Consider the following 24,022-nt stretch of genomic DNA (forward strand, 5'->3'; position numbering starts at 1 on the left):
TAAAGAGATAGTTAGTTTTACTTATTAAGTATTTAACAATTCTAAATAGTAAGGTACAATTTTAGTAACATAATAGTGGAGGATTAATATGAAAAGCATAAAGGCGAAACTTCTTTTAGCATTTACTTCTATTATCTTATTAACAGTTATTTTAGGCTCTTATAATTTTTATGCAACAACGAAAGTAACACAAGAAACGAAGGATATGGTATATGAGCAGCTTCCACTGCTGATTGCCGAAGAACAATTGGTTTTCAATATTGCTCATAGAATTTCCTTATTAAGAGGATATATTTTAGATGGTGATTTATTATACAAAGCTCAATATGAGCAATATACGGAGTCTGGTATCACCATACAAGAGAGAATGTTAACACATTCGGATAATGAAGAAGCAAAAATATTAGTTGCAAAAACGAATGAATTAAATACAGTTATAAAAGAAAAAGTTCTTAAACTGTATGATGAAGGTTCTAAAGATAAAGCACGGAGAGTCTTATCAGATGAGGTGCAGCCAATTGCGCAAGACATCATTAGCGGGTATGAAATGTTAGCTGCTCACAGTGAAGGCAACATCACGGCAGAGGGGCAATCGATATTGAAAGCGGAAGAATCGCTTAAAAATATAGGTGGTATTATTTCAATACTAAGCATTTTAGTTGGTGGAATTATAGCAACAATAATGGCGCGAGTAATTACAAACCCAATTGTACAAGTATCTCAGCGAATGAAGAGTATGTCAGAAGGCGATTTAAGTCAAGATGAGATCAAAATTAAAGGGAAAGATGAAATTAGTCAACTAGCTCGCGCAGCAAACGATATGCAAGCTAGTTTAAAAGATATGATGAGACAAGTTCTTGAAGCATCAAATATGGTTTCAACTAGAAGTGTTGAGTTTAGTAGGTCTGCAAATGAAGTAAGAGAGGGTAGTGAGCAAATTGCTTCTACGATGCAGGAACTTTCGAGTGGAGCGGAAACACAAGCAAATAGTTCAAGTCAATTGATGGATGCAATGGAAAGTCTTGTACAGCGTATTAAAGAGGCGTATGAAACAGGAGATAGTGTATCTCAAACGTCACAATCTATTTCGGCTAAGGCAAGCGAAGGTAGTAAGCTGATGGACAAGTCTATTGACCAAATGAACACGATCAATGAAATCGTGAAGGATGCTGTGCATAAAGTACGTAGGCTTGATGAACAATCACAAGATATTTCTAAGCTTGTAAAAGTCATACAAGATATTGCTGAACAAACAAATCTTTTGTCATTAAATGCAGCTATTGAAGCAGCCAGAGCAGGTGAGCACGGAAAAGGCTTTGCTGTTGTAGCCAATGAAGTGCGTAAGTTAGCGGAACAAGTATCTACGTCTGTCGTAGACATTACGAATATAGTAAATGGTATACAACATGAATCAAATGCGGTTGTACATTCGTTAGAGTCGGGATACGAACAAGTTGAGCAAGGCTCGAAGCAAATAGAAACAACTGGCTATACATTTAGCACGATTAATGAAGCAGTATCCGATATGGCTATGAGTATGCAGCGTATTTCTACTAGTTTGCAAGAGATTGTAGAAAATAGCGCCGAGATGAAGAAGAACATTGAAGAGGTCGCATCGGTATCAGAGGAATCAGCTGCTGGTATAGAACAAGCAACAGCCTCAACGCAGCAATCAAGTAGTTCTATGGAAGAGGTTGCGAGAAGTGCTGAAGAGTTATCCGAGGTTGCTAATCAGCTTCAAAATCAAGTCAACCGCTTTAAACTAAACTAAACTAACTAAACTAAAAGAAACACGCTTGGAGAAAATTCCAGGCGTGTTTCTTTATCGTGTAGGCCAAGAGATGTATTATGCTAACTGTAGCATACGGTTTAACGCTAATTGAGCCTCGTCTGCTACCGTGGAAGCAACGACTATTTGCTGTAATATTACATCATTTTCAATAGATTCTAGCATCCATAACAGGTGAGGTAAGTCTATTCTGTTCATCGTTAAGCATGGACACATGTTTGGATTCAGTGAATAAATTGTTTTATCAGAGTGCTGCTGAGCTAAGCGAGAAACTAAGTTCATTTCTGTTCCAATCGCCCAAACTGAACCGGCTGGTGCTGCTTCAATCATGTTGATGATGTAGTTCGTGGAACCAGCAAAATCTGATTGCGATACAACTTCTTGTGTACATTCTGGATGAACAAGAATAGAAGCGTTAGGATGTTTTTTACGGAAATCTTTAATATTTTGAACCGTGAAATTCATATGCACGGAACAATGCCCTTTCCACAAAATAATTCTTACATCCTCAACCGTACCGTCATACTCAAGTTTATTTTGGATAGGGTCCCATACAGCCATGTGCTCAAGTGGAATGCCGAGGTCAAGTGCAGTATTACGCCCTAAGTGTTGATCAGGTAAAAATAAAATCCGTTCTTTTTGTGAGAAAGCCCATTGCAATACTTTTTTAGCATTAGAGGATGTGCAGCATGAGCCACCATGGCGTCCAACAAACGATTTGATGGCCGCTGTTGAATTTACATACGTCAGCGGGACAATCGTATCACCGAATACATCTTGTAATGTATGCCAAGCTCTTTCTGTTTGCTGTAAATCTGCCATATCAGCCATAGAACAACCAGCTCGTAAATCGGGTAACATAACAACTTGATCATCACTAGTTAAAATGTCGGCTGTTTCTGCCATGAAGTGTACACCGCAAAATACGATATATTGAGCATCTGTATTTTGCCTAGCAAGCTGTGCTAATTGTAATGAATCACCAGTATCATCAGCAAACTGTACGACTTCATCTTTTTGATAATGGTGGCATGGAATATATAGTTTACTTCCCATTTTCTCTTTAATACTGCGAACTCTCTCTTCCATTTCCGGAATGGTCATAGTTTTATATTTATCTGGAATAGAAGAGGTTTGCTTCATAAAATCTAAAACACTCATGAAAGATCCTCCTTTTGAACCGTATAAGAAAGTATAAAATGATGAACATAGAATATTGTCTAGAGGCAGCGCCAAAGGCTCAAGGGGAAACCTACTCGTTTGTCGTTTGTTTCCTCACTTGTACACGAAAACTAATGTCTAACGCTTTTGCTGAATGTGTAAGCATACCAAGAGAAATATAATTAACGCCTGTTTGGCCATATTCGCTTATGTTTTCTAATGAAATACCACCGGATGCCTCTGTCACAATGTGACTAGGCACAAGAGGGAGTAAAGCTTCAATTTCTTGCGGCGTACGGTTGTCGAACATAATGACATCGACACCTGCTTCGACAGCTTGTTGAACTTGCCATTCTGTTTCAGTCTCGATTTCAATTTTTACCATATGGCCGATTTGGTCTCGCACCGCTTGAACGGCTTCAACAATGGACCCGCAATAGGCAATGTGGTTGTCTTTCATCATGACTGCATCGTATAAGCCGTTGCGGTGATTGAAAGCACCGCCGCAACGCACCGCATATTTTTCAAGCATGCGCAGACCAGGAGTAGTTTTACGTGTATCTACTAACCTTGTTGAGCTGTTACCTATTAACTGAACGGCTTTGTTAGTGAGAGAAGCAATCCCACTCATTCTTTGTACAAGGTTTAAAATCACTCTTTCGCCTGTCAATAAATCAGTTACCGGACCTTCTACCTCAGCGATAATCTGTCCTTTTTTAACCATCATACCTTCTTCCACTTTTGCTTTTACTTCAATACTTGGATTAAGTAGATGATAGCCTTCATGAATAATTGATAATCCTGCTATTATCCCGGCTTCTTTTGCAATAAAAGCACCTTTCCCTGTAACGGAAGGGGAGAAGATTGTTTCACTTGTAATATCTCTATCACCGATATCCTCGTTAAAAAAACTTGTTAACATCTGACGTAACTTAATTCGGTTCATAAAATCCCTCACTTATGACAATATGCGTGCAAGCATTTCTTGCCTTTGTCTCTGAATATAATGTCTGCGCCATGCTTTGTTATTTTCCTTTGGGTAATCCTCACGAAAATGACTCCCACGACTTTCGGTTCGTTTTAAGGCAGATGTGGCAATGAGCCAACCTGCGGTGATCATATTAATGACTTGCCATTCGCTTTTTGTGTGTTGCTCTGGTTTTGCATGAATGATAGAGGAGAGATGAAATGACTCAAACCACTCAATGATTTGGTGTAGCCCTTGTTCACTTCTCGTAATCCCTACGTATTTCATCATCATATTTTGTATAGTATCAACAGATGGTAAAGTGGATAAATCTCTTGGCTTAGTGGTTTCTTCATCTATATACATAAAACTTTTTTTACAAGAGGATGGAGTTTGTAAAATATAGTCTGCCAATCTATTAGCAAATACAATGCCTTCTAACAAGGAGTTACTCGCAAGTCGATTCGCCCCATGGACACCTGTGTGGGCCACTTCACCGATTGCGTATAACTTATTTACGGACGTTTGACCTTTTGAGTTTGTTTGTACACCACCCATTAAGAAATGGGCACCAGGAACAATCGGAAGTAATCCATCAGATAAATTAATACCGTGGTGTTTACAATTTTTTGCGATTGTTGGGAATCTCTCTTGAAAATCCTTCACCTTTGAGATATTTAAGTAAATTTTTTCTCCTTGTAAAATGGCTTGATGAATCGTTTGAGAGACAATATCTCGAGGGGCTAAATCCTCTAGTTTATGAATACCTTGCATAATTCTCTTGCCAGCTTGGTTTACTAGAAAAGCACCTTCGCCACGTACTGCTTCAGATATTAGTCCCTTTACATGTCCATTTACGTAGAGCATAGTCGGGTGAAATTGAATAAATTCTAAATCGGCTAACGTTGCTCCAGCCCGATACGCTAGCGCTAATCCATCGCCAACTATGGTAGGTGCGTTTGAAGTAAAAGAATACAATGCACCACATCCTCCGCTAGCCAGCACGATATGCTCAGCATAATGGTAAGAAAACGAATTATTGAGAGTACGTGTTTTAACACCAACACACCGATTGTTTACAATTAAAAGCTCTACAGCTTCCTCTTGCTCGACGATAGAAATAGAATCTAGTAGTTTATCGTGTAGGAAGTCTATGAAACACTTTCCTGTTGCATCGCCACCTGCATGTAAAATCCGTCTTTTATGATGACCACCTTCACGTCCGAGATGAATCGTACCTTTCTCATCTTTGTCAAAACTTAAGCCGTTATGAATGAATTGTTCTACATATTCACGGCCGGTCTTGACCATCAGCTTTACATGAGAAGTATTGTTGTGAAATGCACCAGCTTGTAATGTATCTTCGTAGTGATCTTGCCATGTGTCTGTCGGGGATATAGCCGCTGCAATCCCCCCTTGAGCAAGGATTGAATTGCAAGTAGTAGCTTTATCTTTTGTGATTATCTTCACGTATTTATCTTCTGCTAATCTAGTAGCCGCTGTTAAGGCAGCAAGGCCACTTCCAATTATAATTACATCTGTAAAAGGCATCGTAAAAACAGCCTCCTGTTTACATGTGTCTTGACACATATCATTACATAGAATTACACTGATGACAAGAGGTTTTTTAAGGGAGAGCGGTTATGATATATTTAGACTATGCGGCAACAACACCGATAAGAGAAGAAGCTTTACAGACTTTTATAGAGGCAAGTAGAAAATATTACGGCAACTCAAATAGCTTGCATGATATTGGTAGTCAAGCTAATGAACTATTAGAGTATTGTCGTAAGGAATTAGCGGATCTATTAGGGATAAGTACCGAAGGGCTATATTTTACAAGTGGTGGAACAGAATCTAATATAGTTTCGATTCGTTCAATGTTAGCAGCCCAATCAAGTGAAAATGCTCACCTTATTACAACAAAATCAGAGCATTCCTCTATATATAATTTATTTAAACAGCTTGAAACTGAAGGATATGATGTTACCTATTTGCCTTTAACGGAAAATGGGGTTGTATGTGTGGAACAGCTACAAGAGGCAATCCGTGATAATACCGTTTTAGCATCTATTCATTATGTAAATCCTGAAATAGGCGCGATCCAGCCAATCAAAGATATAGGGCGGATTTTGAAACAACGAAACATATTGTTTCATAGTGATTGTGTGCAAGCTTTTGGGAAGGTACCTCTAGAAAGTGTGAATAGCATTGGTCTTTCCAGCGTTTCGATATCTAGTCACAAAGTGTATGGTCCTAAAGGTGTCGGTGCTGTGTATATTGATCCGACAATACCGATTGCCTCAATATATCCTGGCACAACGCACGAAAAGGGTGTACGGCCAGGAACATTGAATGTTCCAGCTATTGCCAGCTTTGTAACAGCTGCCATGATGACTTGTGATGACTTGAAAACAGAGCAAAAGCGCATGGTGTTGCTTCGGGATAAAGTCACAGAGCGTATACGTGAAATGTCAAGTGTTAGTGTTATTCAAGGTAACGAACATAGTCAACTTCCGAACATACTAGCATTTACTATTGAAGGGGTAGAGGGACAATATACAATGTTAGAATACAATAGACACGGTATAGCTATTTCAGCAGGAAGTGCATGTCAACTAAACCTACAAACACCGTCGCGCACGTTTTTAGCTATGGGTAAATCGAAGGACGAGGCAAAGCAATATGTGCGCATTTCAATGGGACGGAATACTTCGGATGATGATATGGATACATTCATAAACGTACTTCACAACATTATAAACTCAAAAACAGGAAAAGGGGATTTTTGACATGAAGGATGGTAAAATTCTTGGGGAGAAGAGGCGACGGTTGATTTTGGAGTGGCTTAAGGAAAGTCCTACTCCTTTAACAGGAAGTGACTTAGCTGAAAAAACAAATGTGTCTCGTCAAGTAATTGTACAAGACATATCCCTTTTAAAAGCAAAAAATGAACCCATTATGGCGACTAGTCAAGGGTATGTGTATTTAAACAGACAGCAGGATAAAAAGCAGGTGGAAAGAGTCATTGCTTGTTGTCATTCTCCTGAGACAACAAAGAAGGAGCTTTATATATTAGTTGACCATGGTGTAATGGTCAAAAATGTGATTGTAGAACATCCTGTATACGGGGAAATTACAGCGTCGATTATGGTGAGCAATAGACGCGAAGTAGATCAATTTATGAGTAAGCTATCCGAAACGAATGCCTCACTCCTATCAGAGCTAACAGACGGTACTCATCTTCATACGGTCGTTGCAGTAAATGAAAATTTAATTAATCAAGCATGTGAGGCCTTAGAAGCTGAGGGGTTTTTAATTTAATTTTTTTTAAAAAAAATATGTAACATTTTCTCTATTGATAACGTCAGTAATAAGTAGGGCTATGAAACCAGCTTATCGTGTAACACCCTGCAGTCATGTTAGATGTTATAGCAAGAAAAAGGGATTCTAGAAAAATAAGGTTCTAGAAAAATAATCCTAAAGCTGCATTGTGGAGGGGCGTTAATTTGGATAAATATCGAGGTAGAATCATATCTATTGTATGCTTTTTTATCGCTATGGGCATTTGGAATTATCTGTATTATTATGTGAATGATTATCCGATTAATTGGACCTTAGATATTACATTCTCAGTAATATTAGGATTGTTTGTTTGGAACATTGCTTATTTTTATGATAAGTCAATTATGTTAAATAAAAGACTTCGAGTGAGTGAAGAAAATCATTTGCAACTTGTAGAAAGTACAGAAGCTATTTTTAATAACCTCAACCAGGCTGTTTTTCAAACAGATGCAACTTATAAAATTATCGCCGCTAATCCGGCATGGGAAAAACAAACTGGTTTTCCTCTCTTTTCCTCCCTACATCAAGATATACACACCTTTATTTATGACGATGATGTTGAAACATTTTTAGTACAAGTTACTGATCAAATCGAACACCGAAGCAGTGCCACACACTTAGAATTTCGCCTTAAAAAAGTCGACGATTCATATAGGTGGGTCGAATGCTTTTGTAAATTTACATACGACTCTAACGAGCAGCTAGTTAGTATGATTGGTAGCCTGTTTGATATTACCACGAGAAAACAATTTGAGGATTCATTGCTTATAGAAAATCAAAAGCTTGTTATGCAATCAGATCGCTTTGCTGTATCAGCACAATTAGCCGCAGGTATTGCTCATGAAGTTCGCAATCCTTTGACTGCTATAAGCGGGTTTTTACAATTAATACGTCCGGAATTAGTAAGTCAAAAGGATTATTTAGATATTATCTTTTCTGAGATTAAAAGGATAGAGTTTATATTATCGGAATTGATGGTACTAACTAAACCGCAAAAACCTAACTTAGAAAAATTAGATATTGTTAAAGTTGTGGATCACGTGTTGGCGCTCCTTGAGACAAATGCGTTGTTACATGATGTTGAACTAGTTAAGCTATATTCAGATGCACCAATCTGGGTGAATGGCGATGAAAATCAATTAAAACAGGTTTTTATTAACTTAGTTAAAAACGGAATTGAGGCCACTAAGTTAAATGGCGAAGTGTCTGTAAATATTAAGAGAGATAAAACAAGTGTCCATATACAAGTGACAGACAACGGAATTGGTATGGATGAGAAAACACTAAAAGAAATTGCACACCCTTTTTTTACAACAAAAGAAACGGGTACAGGTTTAGGATTAGCTGTCTGTTATGCCATTGTTGAGTCTCATCATGGTGCTGTTCGTGTAGAATCGACTTTAGATGAAGGTTCCACTTTTATTGTGGTACTGCCAGTTATATCCGATGAAGGTTCTCCTCTATGATTAAATTCAGAGGAGTTTTTTTTCCGGCGGGAGATAGTGGCACACGTGAGACCTGCATGCGCAAAGCGCTAAGGTCGACAACAACACGCCGTCCTGGCGCATTGTCGGCACTAGCCGGATGTTCTGTGCGTCGAAGGCTCACGGTCACTCTGTGGAAAGCGAGTGCAATGGAGCAGAAATCAAAATTAATCTTATAGATAAATCTATTGTCATTTGTACCGAGCAAGAAAAAAAGGACATCTTTGACTTCCCTTTGTCGTTAGAATCTAAGTGTAATTTTTATGAAATTAATGAACTCTTACTTCAAAATACTATTACGAAATTTTATCAAACTAAAAATTATATAAATTATTAGCCCTAAAAAAATCATGAGATTAACCAAGTAATTATTAAAGACGGTAACAACAAAAATCATAGTTATTATAAAGAGAGCAATAATTGAGCCGAATTTAGTATATTTGATTGCAGCTTCGGAAAATTCTGGTTCTTCTTTATACTGCCATCTTTGCCCAAGCAACATGCTTTCCTCAGGATGAAAATAAGTCCAAATTAAAACTCCATATATAGGGCCTAGAAAGATAATCATTAAAAATAATTCAGCCAAAAAACCCCTCCTAACTTTTGAACAAAAATGGCCGCAGCTTAATGTGTTTAGTATTCATACGTATGTAGCCCTTAAAAAGTTCCGAAAGTTGTTTGTCTACTCTTATTTGCTAAGAAGATTTGTTTGAAGATGCGGGAATCATCAACATAAATTTCAAGTGCCCCTTTTTTCTAATAATTCCTAGTGAACGACTAAGCTCTACTGGATTAACAACACGGTCTAAATCATCAATTTTATGCCTCGCAATTTCTTAGGTAGCGTTTCAAGTGTTGTTTCAGACGGTGATTCTGGCAGAATAAGAACCGTCCCCATTTATCCTTTGTCGGTTTATGTCATTGTTTAGCGTAATAGGTCATATTTAGAAATATTTAGAGGATTTTGGATATTTATTACGAATGATATAATCATGATAGTAGGGAATTTAGAATTGGGGGTAGCTTTCATGTCAGAAACAAACGTACAACCAGCTTTAATGAGAATTATTGAAAATATTGAAAAAGTGATTATCGGTAAAAGGGATATTGCAACATTGAGCTTAGTTGGTTTGTTGGCGGAAGGCCACATTCTTTTAGAGGATGTGCCGGGTGTCGGAAAAACGATGTTGGTACGTGCTTTAGCAAAATCAATAGGTGCTGAGTTCCGACGTATTCAGTTTACACCTGATTTATTGCCATCAGATGTGACTGGGGTTTCGGTTTATAATCCAAAGGATTTAGAGTTCCAATTTCGCTCAGGCCCCATTATGGCTAATATTGTCCTAGCGGATGAGATTAACCGTACCTCACCAAAAACCCAAGCGGCCTTACTCGAAGCGATGGAAGAAGGTAGCGTGACGGTTGATGGAGTGACTAGACAGTTACAAAGGCCATTCTTTGTTATGGCTACACAAAATCCTATTGAGTATGAAGGGACGTATCCCCTTCCCGAAGCACAGTTAGATCGCTTTCTTATTAAGATGAAAATGGGGTATCCATCACATAAAGAAGAAGTTGAAGTGTTAAATAGAGTCGAGCAGGAACAACCTATTGTAAACCTACAATCTGTTATTACACTGGATGATTTGCTTGACTTACAAAAAGCAGTTAAAGATGTATATGTGGATCAAACGGTAAAGGATTATATTGTTGATTTAGTGGGGCGTACTAGGTCCCATCAATCCGTGTATTTAGGAGTAAGTCCGCGTGGTTCCATTGCTTTGATGAAATCAGCCAAAGCGTATGCGTACATAGCAGGACGCGATTATGTTATACCTGATGATATCCAGTTTTTGGCGCCGTATACACTAGCGCACCGAATGATATTAAAATCCGAAGCGGTGTTTGAGGGAGTGCAAGTAGAATCAATAATTGATAAGTTACTAGACTGGACACCTGTCCCAGTGAAAAGGTAGTGATTTGCATTGAATGAGGCTTTGCGTACGTGGCGATACTTCGGTAAAGCGATGATAGTGTTCTTGTTGCTAGCTTTAGCTTTTGTATACGCTATGTTTGAAGGAGGATTTGTTAGTTGGTTTTTGTTTTATAGTTTTTTGCCGTTAGCGGTGTATTCTGTATGTATCGCTATTTACCCTATAAAGACATGGCGTGTGGAAAGAACCTTTAAGAAAGGACACTATCTATCAGGTGACACGCTTAATGTAATTGTTACCATCAAGCGCCGCGTACCCTTCCCGCTTTTATATTTAGTTATAGAGGACCATGTGTCAAATTCTTTATTAAAGCACAATAAAAAAGAGACTATTAAAACTGTTTTGTTCCCATGGTTTCGTCGGCATATAACGTATGAATATCACATGGGAAAATTATTGCGTGGTGAACATGTTTTTTCAGCCGTACGCATAAAAACTGGCGATGTGTTTGGTTTTATTGAAAAGGAGCGTATCTGCCCTATAGAACAGAGTGTTATCGTGTATCCTAGCTACGAGAAAATGGCATATGTACGACTTGAAAATCGTTTTGAACAAGGTGGTGCATCTTCTAGGACTAAGATAGAGAGAGATACTACGATGGCGGTAGGCGTCCGGGATTATCAAGCAGGAGACCGTTTTTCTTGGATAGATTGGAAGGCAACTGCTCGTAAAAATGCAATCATGACAAAGGAATTTGAATTACAGCAAAGTTATGATGTGGTTATGTTTCTTGACCGAACGCCTTCGCATCAGTTTGAAAGTAGTGTTAAGTTTGCTACATCTATAGCAAAGGCAGTTTTAAAAACCGGAGCACGCCTAGGATATGTATCAAGTGGAGAAGAAAGGTTTTATCTCCCGTTACGTGGAGGGCAAGAACAAGACCAGCGCTTGTATTACCACTTTGCTAAAGTTCAAGATAATGCTGAAAAAGACTTTGCTACTTTATTGGAGGCGGAAGTCGGGAAATGGCCAATAACGACAATGTTTATAATCATTTTGTCGAGCTTAGATTATTCATATCTAAAAATTACTGATAAACTCACCGCTCGATACAGGAATATAATTATATTTATTGCTAAAACGGACCGGTCAAGAGTTTCTTCTCATGAGCAAGAAGTTGCTGATGCATTCAATAAAAAGGGGATATACACAAAATTTGTTTATGAGAATAAGTTTTATGCTGCTTTTCAAGGGGGGACAAAGTAGCCATGAGTCAAGAGCAATTAAAATCCTTTACTACCTTGTTATTATATGGATTAGTTTTTCTCCTCTTGTGGGAATGGCTTCGTCCGCTTAAGGATGTAACAGATACAGAGCGAATTACGGTGTTTGTTGTGTTCATAGCAGTGGGGTTATTGCTGTCATTTTTACAAATAAGGTTATGGTTAACTGTATTAATAAAAAGTACTATTATTCTATTTAGTATTAACATATTATACTTTCAGCTCCCATTTTTTAAGAAAGAATGGTGGGGGTTGTTTTTTGAAGAACTACAAATCAATGTAGCGTATTTATTTTCGCAAAACTGGTTGTCTTTTACACCATCATTTCGGAGTTTGCTGTTTTTTATTTTACTATGGTTGCTCACTTACTTAATGCACTATTGGGTCATGATCCAAAAACGTATTTTATTCTTCTACATTATGACTGTTATTTATATAACGGTGCTTGATACATTTACGCCATATTCTGCAACTACATCTATTATTCGTGTTGTTATGGTGGGTTTTCTGTTACTAGGATTGTTGCATTTTGAACGAACTAAACAAGTAGAGTTTCCGCGACTGTCTTTTGAAAAAAATATGACTTGGATTTTATCACTAGCTGTTCTTGTGGCAATGTCCGCAACACTAGGGTTTTATAGTCCGAAGTTAAAGCCGCAATGGCCAGACCCTGTTCCGTATTTAAAATTATTTGGTCAATCTGATACAGGTGTTATGGGGCAGTTGGTTCAAAAGGTGGGGTATGGTGTAAATGATTCGCGTCTAGGGGGCCCTTTTATCGAGGACTCTACAGTAGTTTTCTCAGCAAAAGTGGAGCAGTCTCACTATTGGCGAGTAGAATCGAAGGATGTTTACACAGGTAAAGGATGGGAAACGTCAGAGGATGATGGTGTCCGCTTTGTTCAACAGCCTAATCAAGCCTTTACTGCTTTCGAAAAGTGGTCTAATAAAGTGAAGGTAACAGATAAACAAGCTACGGTAACGATGAACATAGTGTATCCTCACATAACATATCCTGTTCAATTAACACAGGTTATATCTGATGAACCTGTCGAGCTCATTGTCAATCCAGTTACGGAGAGAGTTGTTACATCACCTGGATCTTTGCAATCGTATCAAGTAGAGTATCAACTTCCATCATTTATTATTGATGACTTACAGGCTATACAAGATCCTGTTATGGAACTGGAAGCGTATGAGCGCTATACACAGTTGCCTAATTCAGTACCTGAGCGTGTTAGAAACTTGGCTTTTGAAATAACTTCAAATAAACCTAATTTATATGACAAAGTAAAGGCTGTTGAAGGTTACTTTGTTGCCAATGACTTTAAATATGAAACAAAAGAGGTCGCTGTGCCGACGGGAAGACAAGACTATGTGGATCAGTTTCTGTTCGAAACAAAGCAGGGGTATTGTGATAATTTCTCAACGGCAATGATTGTATTACTTCGTTCAGCGGGGATACCTTCTCGCTGGGTAAAAGGCTACACGGAAGGTGAATTCATAGAACGATATGATGATGCGACTAGCACATATGACATTACTAATAACAATGCTCACTCTTGGGTAGAAGTATATTTTGAAGGGATTGGTTGGGTACCATTTGAACCGACAAGAGGGTTTTCCAATCCGTTTGATTTTAGTTATGATTTAAATAATATTGACATAGAAGCTAGTGCACCTATGATACCTGGCATGAATACAGAACGTGACCCGATGCAGGAGTTCATGGAAGGTGACATAGGTGGTGGCAGTGATAATTCTGGTGAAAGCAATTGGTTTACTTCAATCGTGGATAAACTATCATGGGAAGGATTTTTCCTTATAGCTGGCAGTCTTGCTTTAATGAGCTTGATTTTATTCAGAACGAGAAGGCGCTGGATATTTATTGTATGGCTTCTTATGTATAAATATAGTAAAAAAGAAACTTCGTTTTTTAACGCATATAATATTTTACTTAACCAATTAAAGTTGTATGGTTTATCAAAACGTGAGGGTCAAACATTACGAGAGTATGCGATATTTGTTGACCAATCACTAGGGACTACGAAAATGTCAGAGTTAACAAGTAACTACGAACGAGCTCTGTACCGGAATGATCAATCTGTCCCATTGTGGAAACAATCAGTTAACGCTTGGCAATATATTCTGAGAAAAACTGCTTCTTGACCTGCATGAGTTAGCGCGATACAATATACGATAATTGAATCGTACTACACCCTTATATATCCTCGATAATATGGTTCGAGAGTCTCTACCGGGTTACCGTTAATAACCCGACTATAAGGGCAGGTTTCTAAAAGGTTTATGAAAAAGATTGTTTTATTTATGGAACATTCTTCTATTAAAAACTAGGATTCTGCCCTTATAGGTAGAAATCTAGTTTTTTTTTATAAGAGTGTAGTTTTGAATTTAGTTTACTATGTAGCTTAAGGCCCTAACGGCTCGAGGGTACAGGTCGATTGTCTCTGAAAGTCAGGACTTTAGTTGACGTAGCACTTGTGTTTGTCACCGTTTGTCACCGTTAGGCTTTTTCTTATTATAAAAAATGAGGTGGAATGTTTGGAAGGCATACAAGAAATGATTGTTGTACTGGACTTTGGTAGCCAATATAATCAGTTAATTACAAGAAGAATTCGTGAGTTTGGGGTATATAGTGAATTGCACCCTCACACATTAACAGCTGAAGAAGTTGCTGCGATGAAGCCGAAAGGGATTATATTATCAGGGGGTCCTAATAGCGTATATGGAGACGGAGCATTTTCGTGTGATGAAGCTATTTTTGATTTAGGAATCCCTGTATTAGGGATTTGTTATGGCATGCAGCTAATGACTAAGCATTTTGGTGGAGTCGTTGAACGTGCGAGTCATCGTGAGTATGGAAAGGCGACGATTAAGGTACAGGAGAATGCGTTTTTATATGAGGGCTTACCTTCAGAGCAAGTTGTTTGGATGAGTCATGGTGATTTAGTAACAGCAACGCCGGAAGGGTTTATGGTTGATGCTATTAGTGCATCATGTCCTATCGCAGCTATGAGTAATAAAGAACGTGGTTTGTATGGTGTTCAATTCCATCCAGAGGTTCGTCATTCTGTGTATGGCAATGACATTTTAAAGGGATTTGTATTTGAGGCATGTGGTTGTCGAGAAGAGTGGACAATGGGTAACTTTATTGAACTAGAAATCGAAAAAATTCGCGAGCAAGTGGGTAGTAAAAAAGTACTATGCGCACTAAGTGGCGGTGTGGATTCCTCGGTTGTTGCCGTACTTATTCACAAAGCTATTGGAGACCAACTTACATGTATTTTTGTTGACCACGGTTTACTCCGTAAAGGTGAAGCGGAAAGTGTCATGAAAACCTTCTCTGAGGGATTCCATATGAATGTTATTAAGGTTGATGCTAGAGATCGTTTCATGGATAAGCTGACTGGTGTGGCTGATCCGGAGAAAAAACGAAAAATTATTGGTAACGAATTTATCTATGTTTTTGATGATGAAGCTACAAAGCTTGAAGGAATAGAGTTTCTTGCTCAAGGTACACTTTACACTGATATTATCGAGAGCGGAACAGCCACTGCGCATACAATTAAGTCCCACCATAATGTAGGTGGGTTGCCAGAAGATATGCAGTTTAAGCTGATTGAACCCCTGAATACGCTATTTAAGGATGAAGTACGCGCATTAGGCGCAGAGTTAGGGGTTCCTGATGAAATCGTGTGGCGTCAACCATTCCCTGGACCAGGGCTAGCGATTCGTGTTCTTGGTGATATAACGGAGGACAAATTAGAAATTGTACGAGAATCAGATGCTATCTTACGAGATGAAATTAAAAAGGCTGGTTTAGATCGTGATATTTGGCAGTACTTTACTGTATTACCAGGAATTAAAAGTGTGGGGGTTATGGGGGATGCGCGAACTTACGACCATACGGTTGCGATTCGTGCTGTTACGTCTATTGATGGTATGACTTCGGATTGGGCGCGTATACCGTGGGATGTACTAGAGAAAATCTCCACCCGGATTGTCAATGAAGTATCTCATGTTAACCGAATAGTATATGATATAACTTCAAAACCACCAGCAACGATTGAGTGGGAATAGGAATGCTTTTCACGAACATTTTTATCGTTATAGATAAAAATGTTCGTTTTTTTGTTGACAGGTCGGAAAAACGTTGCTAGAATGATAGAGAATTAAATATCGCGAATGCATCGTATAAAGTCGGGAATATGGCCCGAAAGTTTCTACCAAGCTACCGTAAATGGCTTGACTACGAGGTATATTGAATAGTGTGTTAGCTATTCTTACAATATCCTCGCATGTCAACGTTCCATGGTAGAGCCATAGGAACGTTTTTTATTTTTAAAATTCGAGGAGGATATAAAAAATGGGAGCAGCAAAAAAGTTACAGCCTGAAGTAAATGAGTCAAAGAAGTCGGGCGGTATAAAAGGATATTTTCAATTTGATGAACTCGGTGCAACCTATAGAAGAGAGTTTATTGCAGGATTAACAACATTCTTGTCTATGGCATATATTTTATTCGTGAATCCAGCAACATTAGCGTTATTAGGAATTGATGGGCTTGAAAATCGTATGGATGCCAATGCGGTGTTTGTGGCAACTGCTATCGCGGCAGCTGTTGGTTCTCTTTTAATGGGGTTATTAGCGAATTATCCAATAGCACTAGCGCCTGGTATGGGATTAAATGCGTTTTTTGCATATACAGTTGTATTAACAATGGGTATACCTTGGCAAACAGCTTTGTCGGGTGTGTTAGTTTCAGGATTGATTTTTATCGTGTTGACATTAACGGGTGTTCGTGAAGCAATTATTAATTCAATCCCTGCCGAATTAAAATTTGCAGTAGGTGCTGGTATTGGTCTATTTATAACATTTATAGGGTTCCAGAATGCGGGTATTATTATAAACAATGATGCTACATTAGTGGGTTTAGGTGATTTTACAAACGGCAATACATTATTAGCTATTTTCGGTGTGTTCGCTACAGTTGTGTTAATGGTTCGCAAGGTTAAGGGTGGCATTTTTTACGGAATGATATTAACGGCTATTATTGGAATGGTTTTTGGTCTTATTGAAGTTCCTACTCAGGTTGTTGGTGCAGTACCGAGTATCGCGCCCACATTCGGTCAAGCATTTTTCCACTTAGGTGACGTATTATCTATTCAAATGCTAGTTGTTATTCTAACATTCTTGTTCGTAGACTTCTTTGATACTGCTGGGACGTTAGTAGCTGTTGCAAACCAAGCTGGATTAATGAAAGATAATAAATTGCCACGTGCGGGTAAAGCGTTATTTGCAGATTCAGCTGCAACAGTTGTTGGTGCAGTGTTAGGTACGTCTACTACGACATCATATATTGAATCATCAGCAGGAGTAGCTGCAGGTGGCCGAACAGGCTTTACATCTGTTGTTACAGCAGGATTCTTCTTATTAGCATTATTCTTCTCGCCGTTACTAGGAGTTATTACTGCTCCGGTTACAGCACCAGCTTTAATCATCGTAGGTATTTTAATGGTATCAACGCTAGGTGAAATTGATTGGAAAAGATTCGAAATCGCAGTACCAGCATTCTTAACATTAATTGCAATGCCTTTATCATATAGTATTGCTACTGGGATTGCGGTAGGATTTATTTTCTATCCAATTACAATGATTTTAGCAGGACGACGTAAAGATATTCACCCAATTATGTATGGTATGTTTGTCGTATTTGTTCTATATTTTATCTTCTTAAAAGCATAAACAATGAAAAAGGTGGCTACCGAACAGGAGCCACCTTTTTAATGATTATAATTTTAAACATAGGGGTATAAAGTCATTTGTACAGCCCTGCTAAGATATTATGGAGCACTTAAGGTTGCTCTTTTCTCTAGCGGAAAACATGAAAAGGAACTTGAAACTTTATTAGTAGAAATGTAATAAATAATAACGACAAGACCCAAGCGGCTAGAGGATATATGTGATGAATGCGTAATGTGAAAAGCATAACGATAACAAATAATGCTGACCAAGTTAAGCTCCAACCATTGTAATATTGAATGCCATTAAATTGCACTATTATATATTCAATAAGAACGGTGATGCCTATCCACACAATATAATATGCAAACTTTCTCATGGGGCCACTACCAGTTGGAAAATGCCCTAAATAGAGAAGGATTGATGCTGGATAGATAAAAAACATAATGAGAAAAGCTATAAAAGTATGTGTCAATCCAAGTGATTCGTCCAATCCAAATGGATTGTAACGCCACATAGGGAAGAAATCAAATAATAAGTAATGATACAGTAAGTCGCCTAGTATGAAAAAAAGAATACTTGGATAGTACAATTTCCAGTTTTTCCAATCCCCCCAACGCCATGCAACTGTAACAAATAATATAACTAATAATATGGTCACAACGCACACATCTTTCCATTTTTTTACTATTAAGTATGACGTCAGTAAGGTGTTTTTATACCAAATTTTTACATTTTTTAATTTTATTCAAATATAAATTTTTATTGATATCCCGTCCGTCATTGCTATGTTAAAGGTCAAAGACGTATTAGAACTATAATTTAAAAAAATTTAACTTTGCTATACGTGTAGCCGCTTCGCGAATTTGCTCCTCGGATGTTAAAAGTCCTACACGTACGAATCCTTCACCATGCTCCCCGAAGCCGATTCCAGGGGCGACGACATGTGCTTTTTCTAGTAATAAATCGGGAAACTCAATTGAACTGTATCCTTTTGGGACTGGTAACCATGCAAAAAAAGAGCCAGCAGGTGCTTGCACGTTCCAACCGATTTCGTTGAGACTGTCGACCAACGCTGTTCTTCGTGCTTCATATAGGGCTACTAACTCATTAACGCATTGTTGGGACTCAATCAATGCATGTGCAGCTGCTTCTTGAATAGCTCCAAATAAGCTTACATACATATGATCTTGATAAAGGTTAATTGCTTCAATAACACTTTTGTTGCCAACAGCAAAACCAACACGCCATCCAGCCATGTTATATGTTTTTGATAACGTATATATTTAAACTCCTATATCTTTTGCTCCAGGGACTTGAAGAAAACTCAATGGTTTCTTTTCATCAAATCCAATAGCACCATATGCGAAATCGTGGCATACGCAAATGTTGTGTTGTTTTGCTAGTTTTATAGTCTGTTCGAAAAACTCCTGTGTAGCAATGGCGCCGGTTGAGTTGTTCGGATAGTTTAAGAACATAAGCTTTGCTGCTTGAAGTCATTTTTGTTAAGCTCACTATAGTCTGGTAGGAACTGATGATTTTTACGAAGAGGCATATGTACCATCTTAGCTCGTGCTAGCTCTACGCCAGACCAATAGTCTGGGTAACCTGGGTCGGGAACTAGTACAGTATCACCTGGATTCAGTAAGCATTGTGGTAACTCAACTAGCCCAGCCTTACCACCAAACAAAATCGCCACCTCATGCTCTGGGTCAAGGTCAACATTGTACTCTCGCTTGTAATACTGTGCGGCAGCTTCTTCAAAAAAGAATGGCCGCGAAACGGCGGATATTTATGATGTTTTGTATATCTACTGCTCGTTGTAATGAGCTTACGATATGTGATAGTGTTGGCTGATCTGGATTTCCTTGTCCAAGATTTATAACATCCTGTCCCTCAGAAATAGCGGCATTCACCTTTTTGACAAGAGATGCGAAAGATTGTTTAGGTAGTTGATTTAAAAGATTCGAATGTTGAAACTGATGCACTAGATCACCTTCTTGATTTTTGAAAATTCCCTCTTGCAACTCTAATGAGAAATCATATATTGTAGAAATCAACTTGTAAAGAAAAAAACAAAGTAAGGTGTGACATTTTTGATAATATCTTGTGTTCAAATGGATATTGTGTTTGGGGACCCTGAGGAAAACATAACGAAAGTGCAACAGAAAATCGAGCAAGCTGTTAATGAACATTCACCTGATGTAATTGTGTTGCCGGAATTATGGACAACAGGCTATGACTTAGCTAGACTAGATGACATTGCTGATAGCGAAGGGCTTGAAACGAAAAGGGTATTATCAGCGCTTGCTAAGAGGCACAGTGTGAATATAGTTGCTGGATCCATAGCAATGCAACATACTAATTATTCTGTCACGAACACAATGTTTGTGTTTAATCGCGAAGGTGAGGTAATTGGTGAATATAGTAAGCTGCATCTTTTTAAACTGATGAATGAACACAAATATTTACATGCAGGTAACAAGCTTGGAATGTTTGCAGTTGAAGGGCAACAAGCAGCAGGTGTGATTTGCTATGACATCCGTTTTCCGGAGTGGATACGTCTTCATGCGACAACAGGCGCTACGATAATTTTTGTTGTAGCACAATGGCCATTACCAAGATTGTATCACTGGCGCCAGTTATTAATTAGCCGGGCGATAGAAAATCAGTGTTATATCGTAGCTTGTAATCGTGCCGGAAAAGATCCTGATAATGTGTTTGCTGGTCATTCAATGGTGATTGATCCTTGGGGAGATGTGTTGGTAGAGGCGGACGCTGAAGAGGCAATTATTTCGACCGAGATAAATATCTCTAAGGTGAAGAAAGTACGAGATCAAATACCAATTTTTACAGACCGTCGTCCAGAGTTATATTAATATTTTCAGAAATATTTAACTACATTTGATGTTTCCATACAAACAGGACTTTCTATTCATATAGAAGAAAGAGATGCAAATGAAATTATTACAATCCAAGGATGCAAATAGCTCCCGATAGTGTGAATGTATATAATCCAGCTTTTGATGTCACTCCTAATGAGTTAATTACGGCAATTATAACGGAGAAGGGAATTATTAAGGGGAATTTCAATCAAAAATAAAAAGAATATTATCATAGAGTCGGTGTTTGTGCCGACTTTCTTCTATATAATAATAATGGTATCTGCTGTTTCGGAATAAACTGTTGACATTGCAATGAGAAATTGATATTATTATATACGTTGCTTACGAAACAAGCAGCAAAAAAATAACAGCGAAAAAAGTTGTTGACAATCGCAAAGTTATTTTGATATAATATAAAAGTTCCCTTGAGGAATGAAGCTCTTGAGGAATGAAGCTCTTTGAAAACTAAACAAAACCAAGCGCTAAAACGTTTCTATATATAGAAACAAAACAAGCGACTTTAAAGTCGCAAAAAGAATTGCCAGATGTAAAATTTGAGCAAGTCAAACTTCTTTTCGGAGAGTTTGATCCTGGCTCAGGACGAACGCTGGCGGCGTGCCTAATACATGCAAGTCGAGCGAACCACTTCGGTGGTTAGCGGCGGACGGGTGAGTAACACGTGGGCAACCTGCCTATGAGACTGGGATAACTTCGGGAAACCGGAGCTAATACCGGATAACATTTATCTTTGCCTGAAGATAAATTGAAAGATGGCTTTTAGCTATCACTTATAGATGGGCCCGCGGCGCATTAGCTAGTTGGTGAGGTAATGGCTCACCAAGGCCACGATGCGTAGCCGACCTGAGAGGGTGATCGGTCACACTGGGACTGAGACACGGCCCAGACTCCTACGGGAGGCAGCAGTAGGGAATCTTCCACAATGGACGAAAGTCTGATGGAGCAACGCCGCGTGAGTGAAGAAGGTTTTCGGATCGTAAAACTCTGTTGTTAGGGAAGAACAAGTACCGTTCGAATAGGGCGGTACCTTGACGGTACCTAACGAGAAAGCCACGGCTAACTACGTGCCAGCAGCCGCGGTAATACGTAGGTGGCAAGCGTTGTCCGGAATTATTGGGCGTAAAGCGCGCGCAGGCGGTCCTTTAAGTCTGATGTGAAAGCCCACGGCTCAACCGTGGAGGGTCATTGGAAACTGGAGGACTTGAGTGCAGAAGAGGAGAGTGGAATTCCACGTGTAGCGGTGAAATGCGTAGATATGTGGAGGAACACCAGTGGCGAAGGCGACTCTCTGGTCTGTAACTGACGCTGAGGCGCGAAAGCGTGGGGAGCGAACAGGATTAGATACCCTGGTAGTCCACGCCGTAAACGATGAGTGCTAAGTGTTGGAGGGTTTCCGCCCTTCAGTGCTGCAGCAAACGCATTAAGCACTCCGCCTGGGGAGTACGGTCGCAAGACTGAAACTCAAAGGAATTGACGGGGGCCCGCACAAGCGGTGGAGCATGTGGTTTAATTCGAAGCAACGCGAAGAACCTTACCAGGTCTTGACATCCCTATGCCCGCCCTAGAGATAGGGTTTTCCCTTCGGGGACATAGGTGACAGGTGGTGCATGGTTGTCGTCAGCTCGTGTCGTGAGATGTTGGGTTAAGTCCCGCAACGAGCGCAACCCTTGATCTTAGTTGCCAGCATTCAGTTGGGCACTCTAAGGTGACTGCCGGTGACAAACCGGAGGAAGGTGGGGATGACGTCAAATCATCATGCCCCTTATGACCTGGGCTACACACGTGCTACAATGGATGGTACAAAGGGCTGCAAAACCGCGAGGTTGAGCGAATCCCATAAAACCATTCTCAGTTCGGATTGTAGGCTGCAACTCGCCTACATGAAGCTGGAATCGCTAGTAATCGCGGATCAGCATGCCGCGGTGAATACGTTCCCGGGCCTTGTACACACCGCCCGTCACACCACGAGAGTTTGTAACACCCGAAGTCGGTGGGGTAACCGTAAGGAGCCAGCCGCCTAAGGTGGGACAGATGATTGGGGTGAAGTCGTAACAAGGTAGCCGTATCGGAAGGTGCGGCTGGATCACCTCCTTTCTAAGGATTATTACGGAACATCTACCTTACGGTAGATGAAGCGCTTTGGTTTTGTTTAGTTTTGAGAGAGCTATTAACTCTCAAAGATAGTTCCTTGAAAACTAGATAACGATAAACAACGACATCCAAAACCAATATAGGTTTAATTAGTAATGCCTCTTTTAACTTGTTTGTCGCAAAGTTAAAAGAACTGATTTATAAACACGATCAATGATCGTAGGTTAAGTTAGGAAGGGCGCACGGTGGATGCCTTGGCACTAGGAGCCGATGAAGGACGGGACTAACACCGATATGCTTCGGGGAGCTGTAAGTAAGCTTTGATCCGGAGATTTCCGAATGGGGAAACCCACTGTTCGTAATGGAACAGTATCTACACCTGAATACATAGGGTGATGAAGGCAGACCCGGGGAACTGAAACATCTAAGTACCCGGAGGAAGAGAAAGCAAATGCGATTCCCTGAGTAGCGGCGAGCGAAACGGGATTAGCCCAAACCAAGAGGCTTGCCTCTTGGGGTTGTAGGACACTCTATACGGAGTTACAAAGGAACGAAGTAAATGAAGCGACCTGGAAAGGTCCGTCAAAGAAGGTAACAACCCTGTAGTTGAAACTTCGTTCCCTCCAGAGTGGATCCTGAGTACGGCCGGACACGTGAAATCCGGTCGGAAGCAGGGAGGACCATCTCCCAAGGCTAAATACTCCCTAGTGACCGATAGTGAACCAGTACCGTGAGGGAAAGGTGAAAAGCACCCCGGAAGGGGAGTGAAAGAGATCCTGAAACCGTGTGCCTACAACAAGTCAGAGCCCGTTAATGGGTGATGGCGTGCCTTTTGTAGAATGAACCGGCGAGTTACGATTACGTGCAAGGTTAAGCTGAATAGGCGGAGCCGCAGCGAAAGCGAGTCTGAATAGGGCGAATTAGTACGTGGTCGTAGACCCGAAACCAGGTGATCTACCCATGTCCAGGGTGAAGTTCAGGTAACACTGAATGGAGGCCCGAACCCACGCACGTTGAAAAGTGCGGGGATGAGGTGTGGGTAGCGGAGAAATTCCAATCGAACCTGGAGATAGCTGGTTCTCTCCGAAATAGCTTTAGGGCTAGCCTCATGAGTAAGAGTCTTGGAGGTAGAGCACTGATTGGACTAGGGGCCCTCATCGGGTTACCGAATTCAGTCAAACTCCGAATGCCAAAGACTTATCCATGGGAGTCAGACTGCGAGTGATAAGATCCGTAGTCGAAAGGGAAACAGCCCAGACCGCCAGTTAAGGTCCCAAAGTATACGTTAAGTGGAAAAGGATGTG

At 39.7% G+C, this 24,022-nt stretch carries 15 protein-coding genes, 2 rRNA genes, 2 pseudogenes and 2 riboswitches (1 of these 21 cut by a window edge); of the genes and pseudogenes, 13 read left to right on the forward strand and 6 right to left on the reverse strand.

Going from position 1 to position 24,022, the window contains the following annotated elements; translation table 11 throughout:
• Positions 1 to 88 precede the first annotated feature (88 nt).
• On the forward strand, positions 89 to 1,771 hold the full coding sequence (locus EJF36_RS01790; RefSeq protein WP_125904733.1) for a methyl-accepting chemotaxis protein: 1,683 nt from the start codon (positions 89 to 91) through the stop codon (positions 1,769 to 1,771).
• 75 nt (positions 1,772 to 1,846) lie between these two features.
• On the opposite strand, the gene nadA is transcribed toward EJF36_RS01790, so the two are convergent.
• From nadA to nadB, 3 genes are all read right to left on the reverse strand, one after another.
• Positions 1,847 to 2,950 carry a quinolinate synthase NadA gene (nadA, locus tag EJF36_RS01795; protein WP_125904734.1) on the reverse strand — a complete coding sequence of 368 codons (1,104 nt, stop codon included), beginning with the start codon at positions 2,948 to 2,950 and terminating at the stop codon, positions 1,847 to 1,849.
• 91 nt (positions 2,951 to 3,041) lie between these two features.
• A complete protein-coding gene (gene nadC / locus EJF36_RS01800; RefSeq protein WP_125904735.1) occupies positions 3,042 to 3,896 on the reverse strand; it encodes a carboxylating nicotinate-nucleotide diphosphorylase in 855 nt (284 codons plus the stop codon).
• A 12-nt stretch (positions 3,897 to 3,908) separates the two neighbouring features.
• Positions 3,909 to 5,468, reverse strand: a complete 1,560-nt coding sequence (nadB, locus tag EJF36_RS01805) for an L-aspartate oxidase (RefSeq protein ID WP_125904736.1) — start codon at positions 5,466 to 5,468, stop codon at positions 3,909 to 3,911.
• A gap of 92 nt (positions 5,469 to 5,560) precedes the next feature.
• Between nadB and EJF36_RS01810 the strand changes: the two genes are divergently transcribed.
• The 3 genes from EJF36_RS01810 to EJF36_RS01820 all read left to right on the forward strand — a co-directional run bounded on the left by EJF36_RS01810 (position 5,561) and on the right by EJF36_RS01820 (position 8,728).
• Positions 5,561 to 6,709: an IscS subfamily cysteine desulfurase gene (locus EJF36_RS01810; RefSeq protein ID WP_125904737.1), complete on the forward strand. Its 1,149-nt coding sequence runs from the start codon at positions 5,561 to 5,563 to the stop codon at positions 6,707 to 6,709.
• Between the two features lies 1 nt (position 6,710).
• Positions 6,711 to 7,241, forward strand: coding sequence for a transcription repressor NadR (locus tag EJF36_RS01815; RefSeq protein WP_125904738.1), 531 nt, complete (start codon positions 6,711 to 6,713; stop codon positions 7,239 to 7,241).
• A 185-nt stretch (positions 7,242 to 7,426) separates the two neighbouring features.
• Positions 7,427 to 8,728 (forward strand): ATP-binding protein, encoded by a 1,302-nt coding sequence (locus tag EJF36_RS01820; protein WP_125904739.1) that lies wholly within the window; start codon positions 7,427 to 7,429, stop codon positions 8,726 to 8,728.
• Positions 8,729 to 9,026: 298 nt separating this feature from the next.
• On the opposite strand, the gene EJF36_RS01825 is transcribed toward EJF36_RS01820, so the two are convergent.
• Complete coding sequence (locus tag EJF36_RS01825) at positions 9,027 to 9,332, reverse strand: hypothetical protein (RefSeq protein ID WP_185806787.1); 306 nt, start codon at positions 9,330 to 9,332, stop codon at positions 9,027 to 9,029.
• A gap of 442 nt (positions 9,333 to 9,774) precedes the next feature.
• On the opposite strand from EJF36_RS01825, the gene EJF36_RS01830 reads away from it, so the two are divergent.
• From EJF36_RS01830 to EJF36_RS01850, 5 genes are all read left to right on the forward strand, one after another.
• Positions 9,775 to 10,722, forward strand: coding sequence for an AAA family ATPase (locus EJF36_RS01830; RefSeq protein WP_125904740.1), 948 nt, complete (start codon positions 9,775 to 9,777; stop codon positions 10,720 to 10,722).
• A gap of 9 nt (positions 10,723 to 10,731) precedes the next feature.
• Entirely contained in the window at positions 10,732 to 11,946 is a 1,215-nt protein-coding gene (locus EJF36_RS01835; RefSeq protein WP_125904741.1) for a DUF58 domain-containing protein, read from the forward strand.
• 2 nt (positions 11,947 to 11,948) lie between these two features.
• A complete protein-coding gene (locus tag EJF36_RS01840) occupies positions 11,949 to 14,132 on the forward strand; it encodes a transglutaminase-like domain-containing protein (protein WP_125904742.1) in 2,184 nt (727 codons plus the stop codon).
• A 32-nt stretch (positions 14,133 to 14,164) separates the two neighbouring features.
• Positions 14,165 to 14,266, forward strand: a riboswitch (purine riboswitch).
• Positions 14,267 to 14,543: 277 nt separating this feature from the next.
• Entirely contained in the window at positions 14,544 to 16,064 is a 1,521-nt protein-coding gene (guaA, locus tag EJF36_RS01845; protein ID WP_125908223.1) for a glutamine-hydrolyzing GMP synthase, read from the forward strand.
• A gap of 90 nt (positions 16,065 to 16,154) precedes the next feature.
• Positions 16,155 to 16,256: riboswitch (purine riboswitch) on the forward strand.
• A gap of 151 nt (positions 16,257 to 16,407) precedes the next feature.
• Complete coding sequence (locus EJF36_RS01850) at positions 16,408 to 17,727, forward strand: NCS2 family permease (protein WP_125908224.1); 1,320 nt, start codon at positions 16,408 to 16,410, stop codon at positions 17,725 to 17,727.
• A gap of 127 nt (positions 17,728 to 17,854) precedes the next feature.
• On the opposite strand, the gene EJF36_RS01855 is transcribed toward EJF36_RS01850, so the two are convergent.
• Together EJF36_RS01855 and EJF36_RS01860 are read right to left on the reverse strand one after the other, a co-directional pair.
• On the reverse strand, positions 17,855 to 18,385 hold the full coding sequence (locus tag EJF36_RS01855) for a CBO0543 family protein (RefSeq protein ID WP_125904743.1): 531 nt from the start codon (positions 18,383 to 18,385) through the stop codon (positions 17,855 to 17,857).
• A 154-nt stretch (positions 18,386 to 18,539) separates the two neighbouring features.
• Positions 18,540 to 19,712, reverse strand: a pseudogene (locus EJF36_RS01860) (aminotransferase class I/II-fold pyridoxal phosphate-dependent enzyme).
• Between the two features lie 108 nt (positions 19,713 to 19,820).
• Between EJF36_RS01860 and EJF36_RS01865 the strand changes: the two are divergent.
• From EJF36_RS01865 to EJF36_RS01880, 4 genes and pseudogenes are all read left to right on the forward strand, one after another.
• Positions 19,821 to 20,603: a carbon-nitrogen family hydrolase gene (locus EJF36_RS01865; RefSeq protein WP_260471802.1), complete on the forward strand. Its 783-nt coding sequence runs from the start codon at positions 19,821 to 19,823 to the stop codon at positions 20,601 to 20,603.
• Positions 20,604 to 20,827: pseudogene (mtnA, locus tag EJF36_RS01870) on the forward strand (S-methyl-5-thioribose-1-phosphate isomerase); the annotation flags it as partial.
• A 354-nt stretch (positions 20,828 to 21,181) separates the two neighbouring features.
• Positions 21,182 to 22,721 (forward strand): 16S ribosomal RNA (locus EJF36_RS01875).
• 219 nt (positions 22,722 to 22,940) lie between these two features.
• Positions 22,941 to 24,022, forward strand: a 23S ribosomal RNA gene (locus EJF36_RS01880); it runs 1,837 nt beyond the window's last position.
• Together the 16S and 23S rRNA genes form the textbook arrangement of a ribosomal RNA operon.

The sequence above is a fragment of the Bacillus sp. HMF5848 genome (assembly GCF_003944835.1).
In the GTDB taxonomy this organism is placed as follows: Bacteria; Bacillota; Bacilli; order Bacillales; family HMF5848; genus HMF5848.

Excerpts from the sequence above, each read along its gene's own strand:
- nadC (WP_125904735.1), bottom strand. The coding sequence starts at position 3,896 with ATGAACCGAATTAAGTTACGTCAGATGTTAACAAGTTTTTTTAACGAG.
- EJF36_RS01840 (WP_125904742.1), top strand. The coding sequence starts at position 11,949 with ATGAGTCAAGAGCAATTAAAATCCTTTACTACCTTGTTATTATATGGA.
- EJF36_RS01790 (WP_125904733.1), top strand. The coding sequence starts at position 89 with ATGAAAAGCATAAAGGCGAAACTTCTTTTAGCATTTACTTCTATTATC.
- EJF36_RS01830 (WP_125904740.1), top strand. The coding sequence starts at position 9,775 with ATGTCAGAAACAAACGTACAACCAGCTTTAATGAGAATTATTGAAAAT.
- nadB (WP_125904736.1), bottom strand. The coding sequence starts at position 5,468 with ATGCCTTTTACAGATGTAATTATAATTGGAAGTGGCCTTGCTGCCTTA.
- guaA (WP_125908223.1), top strand. The coding sequence starts at position 14,544 with ATGATTGTTGTACTGGACTTTGGTAGCCAATATAATCAGTTAATTACA.
- EJF36_RS01810 (WP_125904737.1), top strand. The coding sequence starts at position 5,561 with ATGATATATTTAGACTATGCGGCAACAACACCGATAAGAGAAGAAGCT.
- EJF36_RS01815 (WP_125904738.1), top strand. The coding sequence starts at position 6,711 with ATGAAGGATGGTAAAATTCTTGGGGAGAAGAGGCGACGGTTGATTTTG.
- nadA (WP_125904734.1), bottom strand. The coding sequence starts at position 2,950 with ATGAGTGTTTTAGATTTTATGAAGCAAACCTCTTCTATTCCAGATAAA.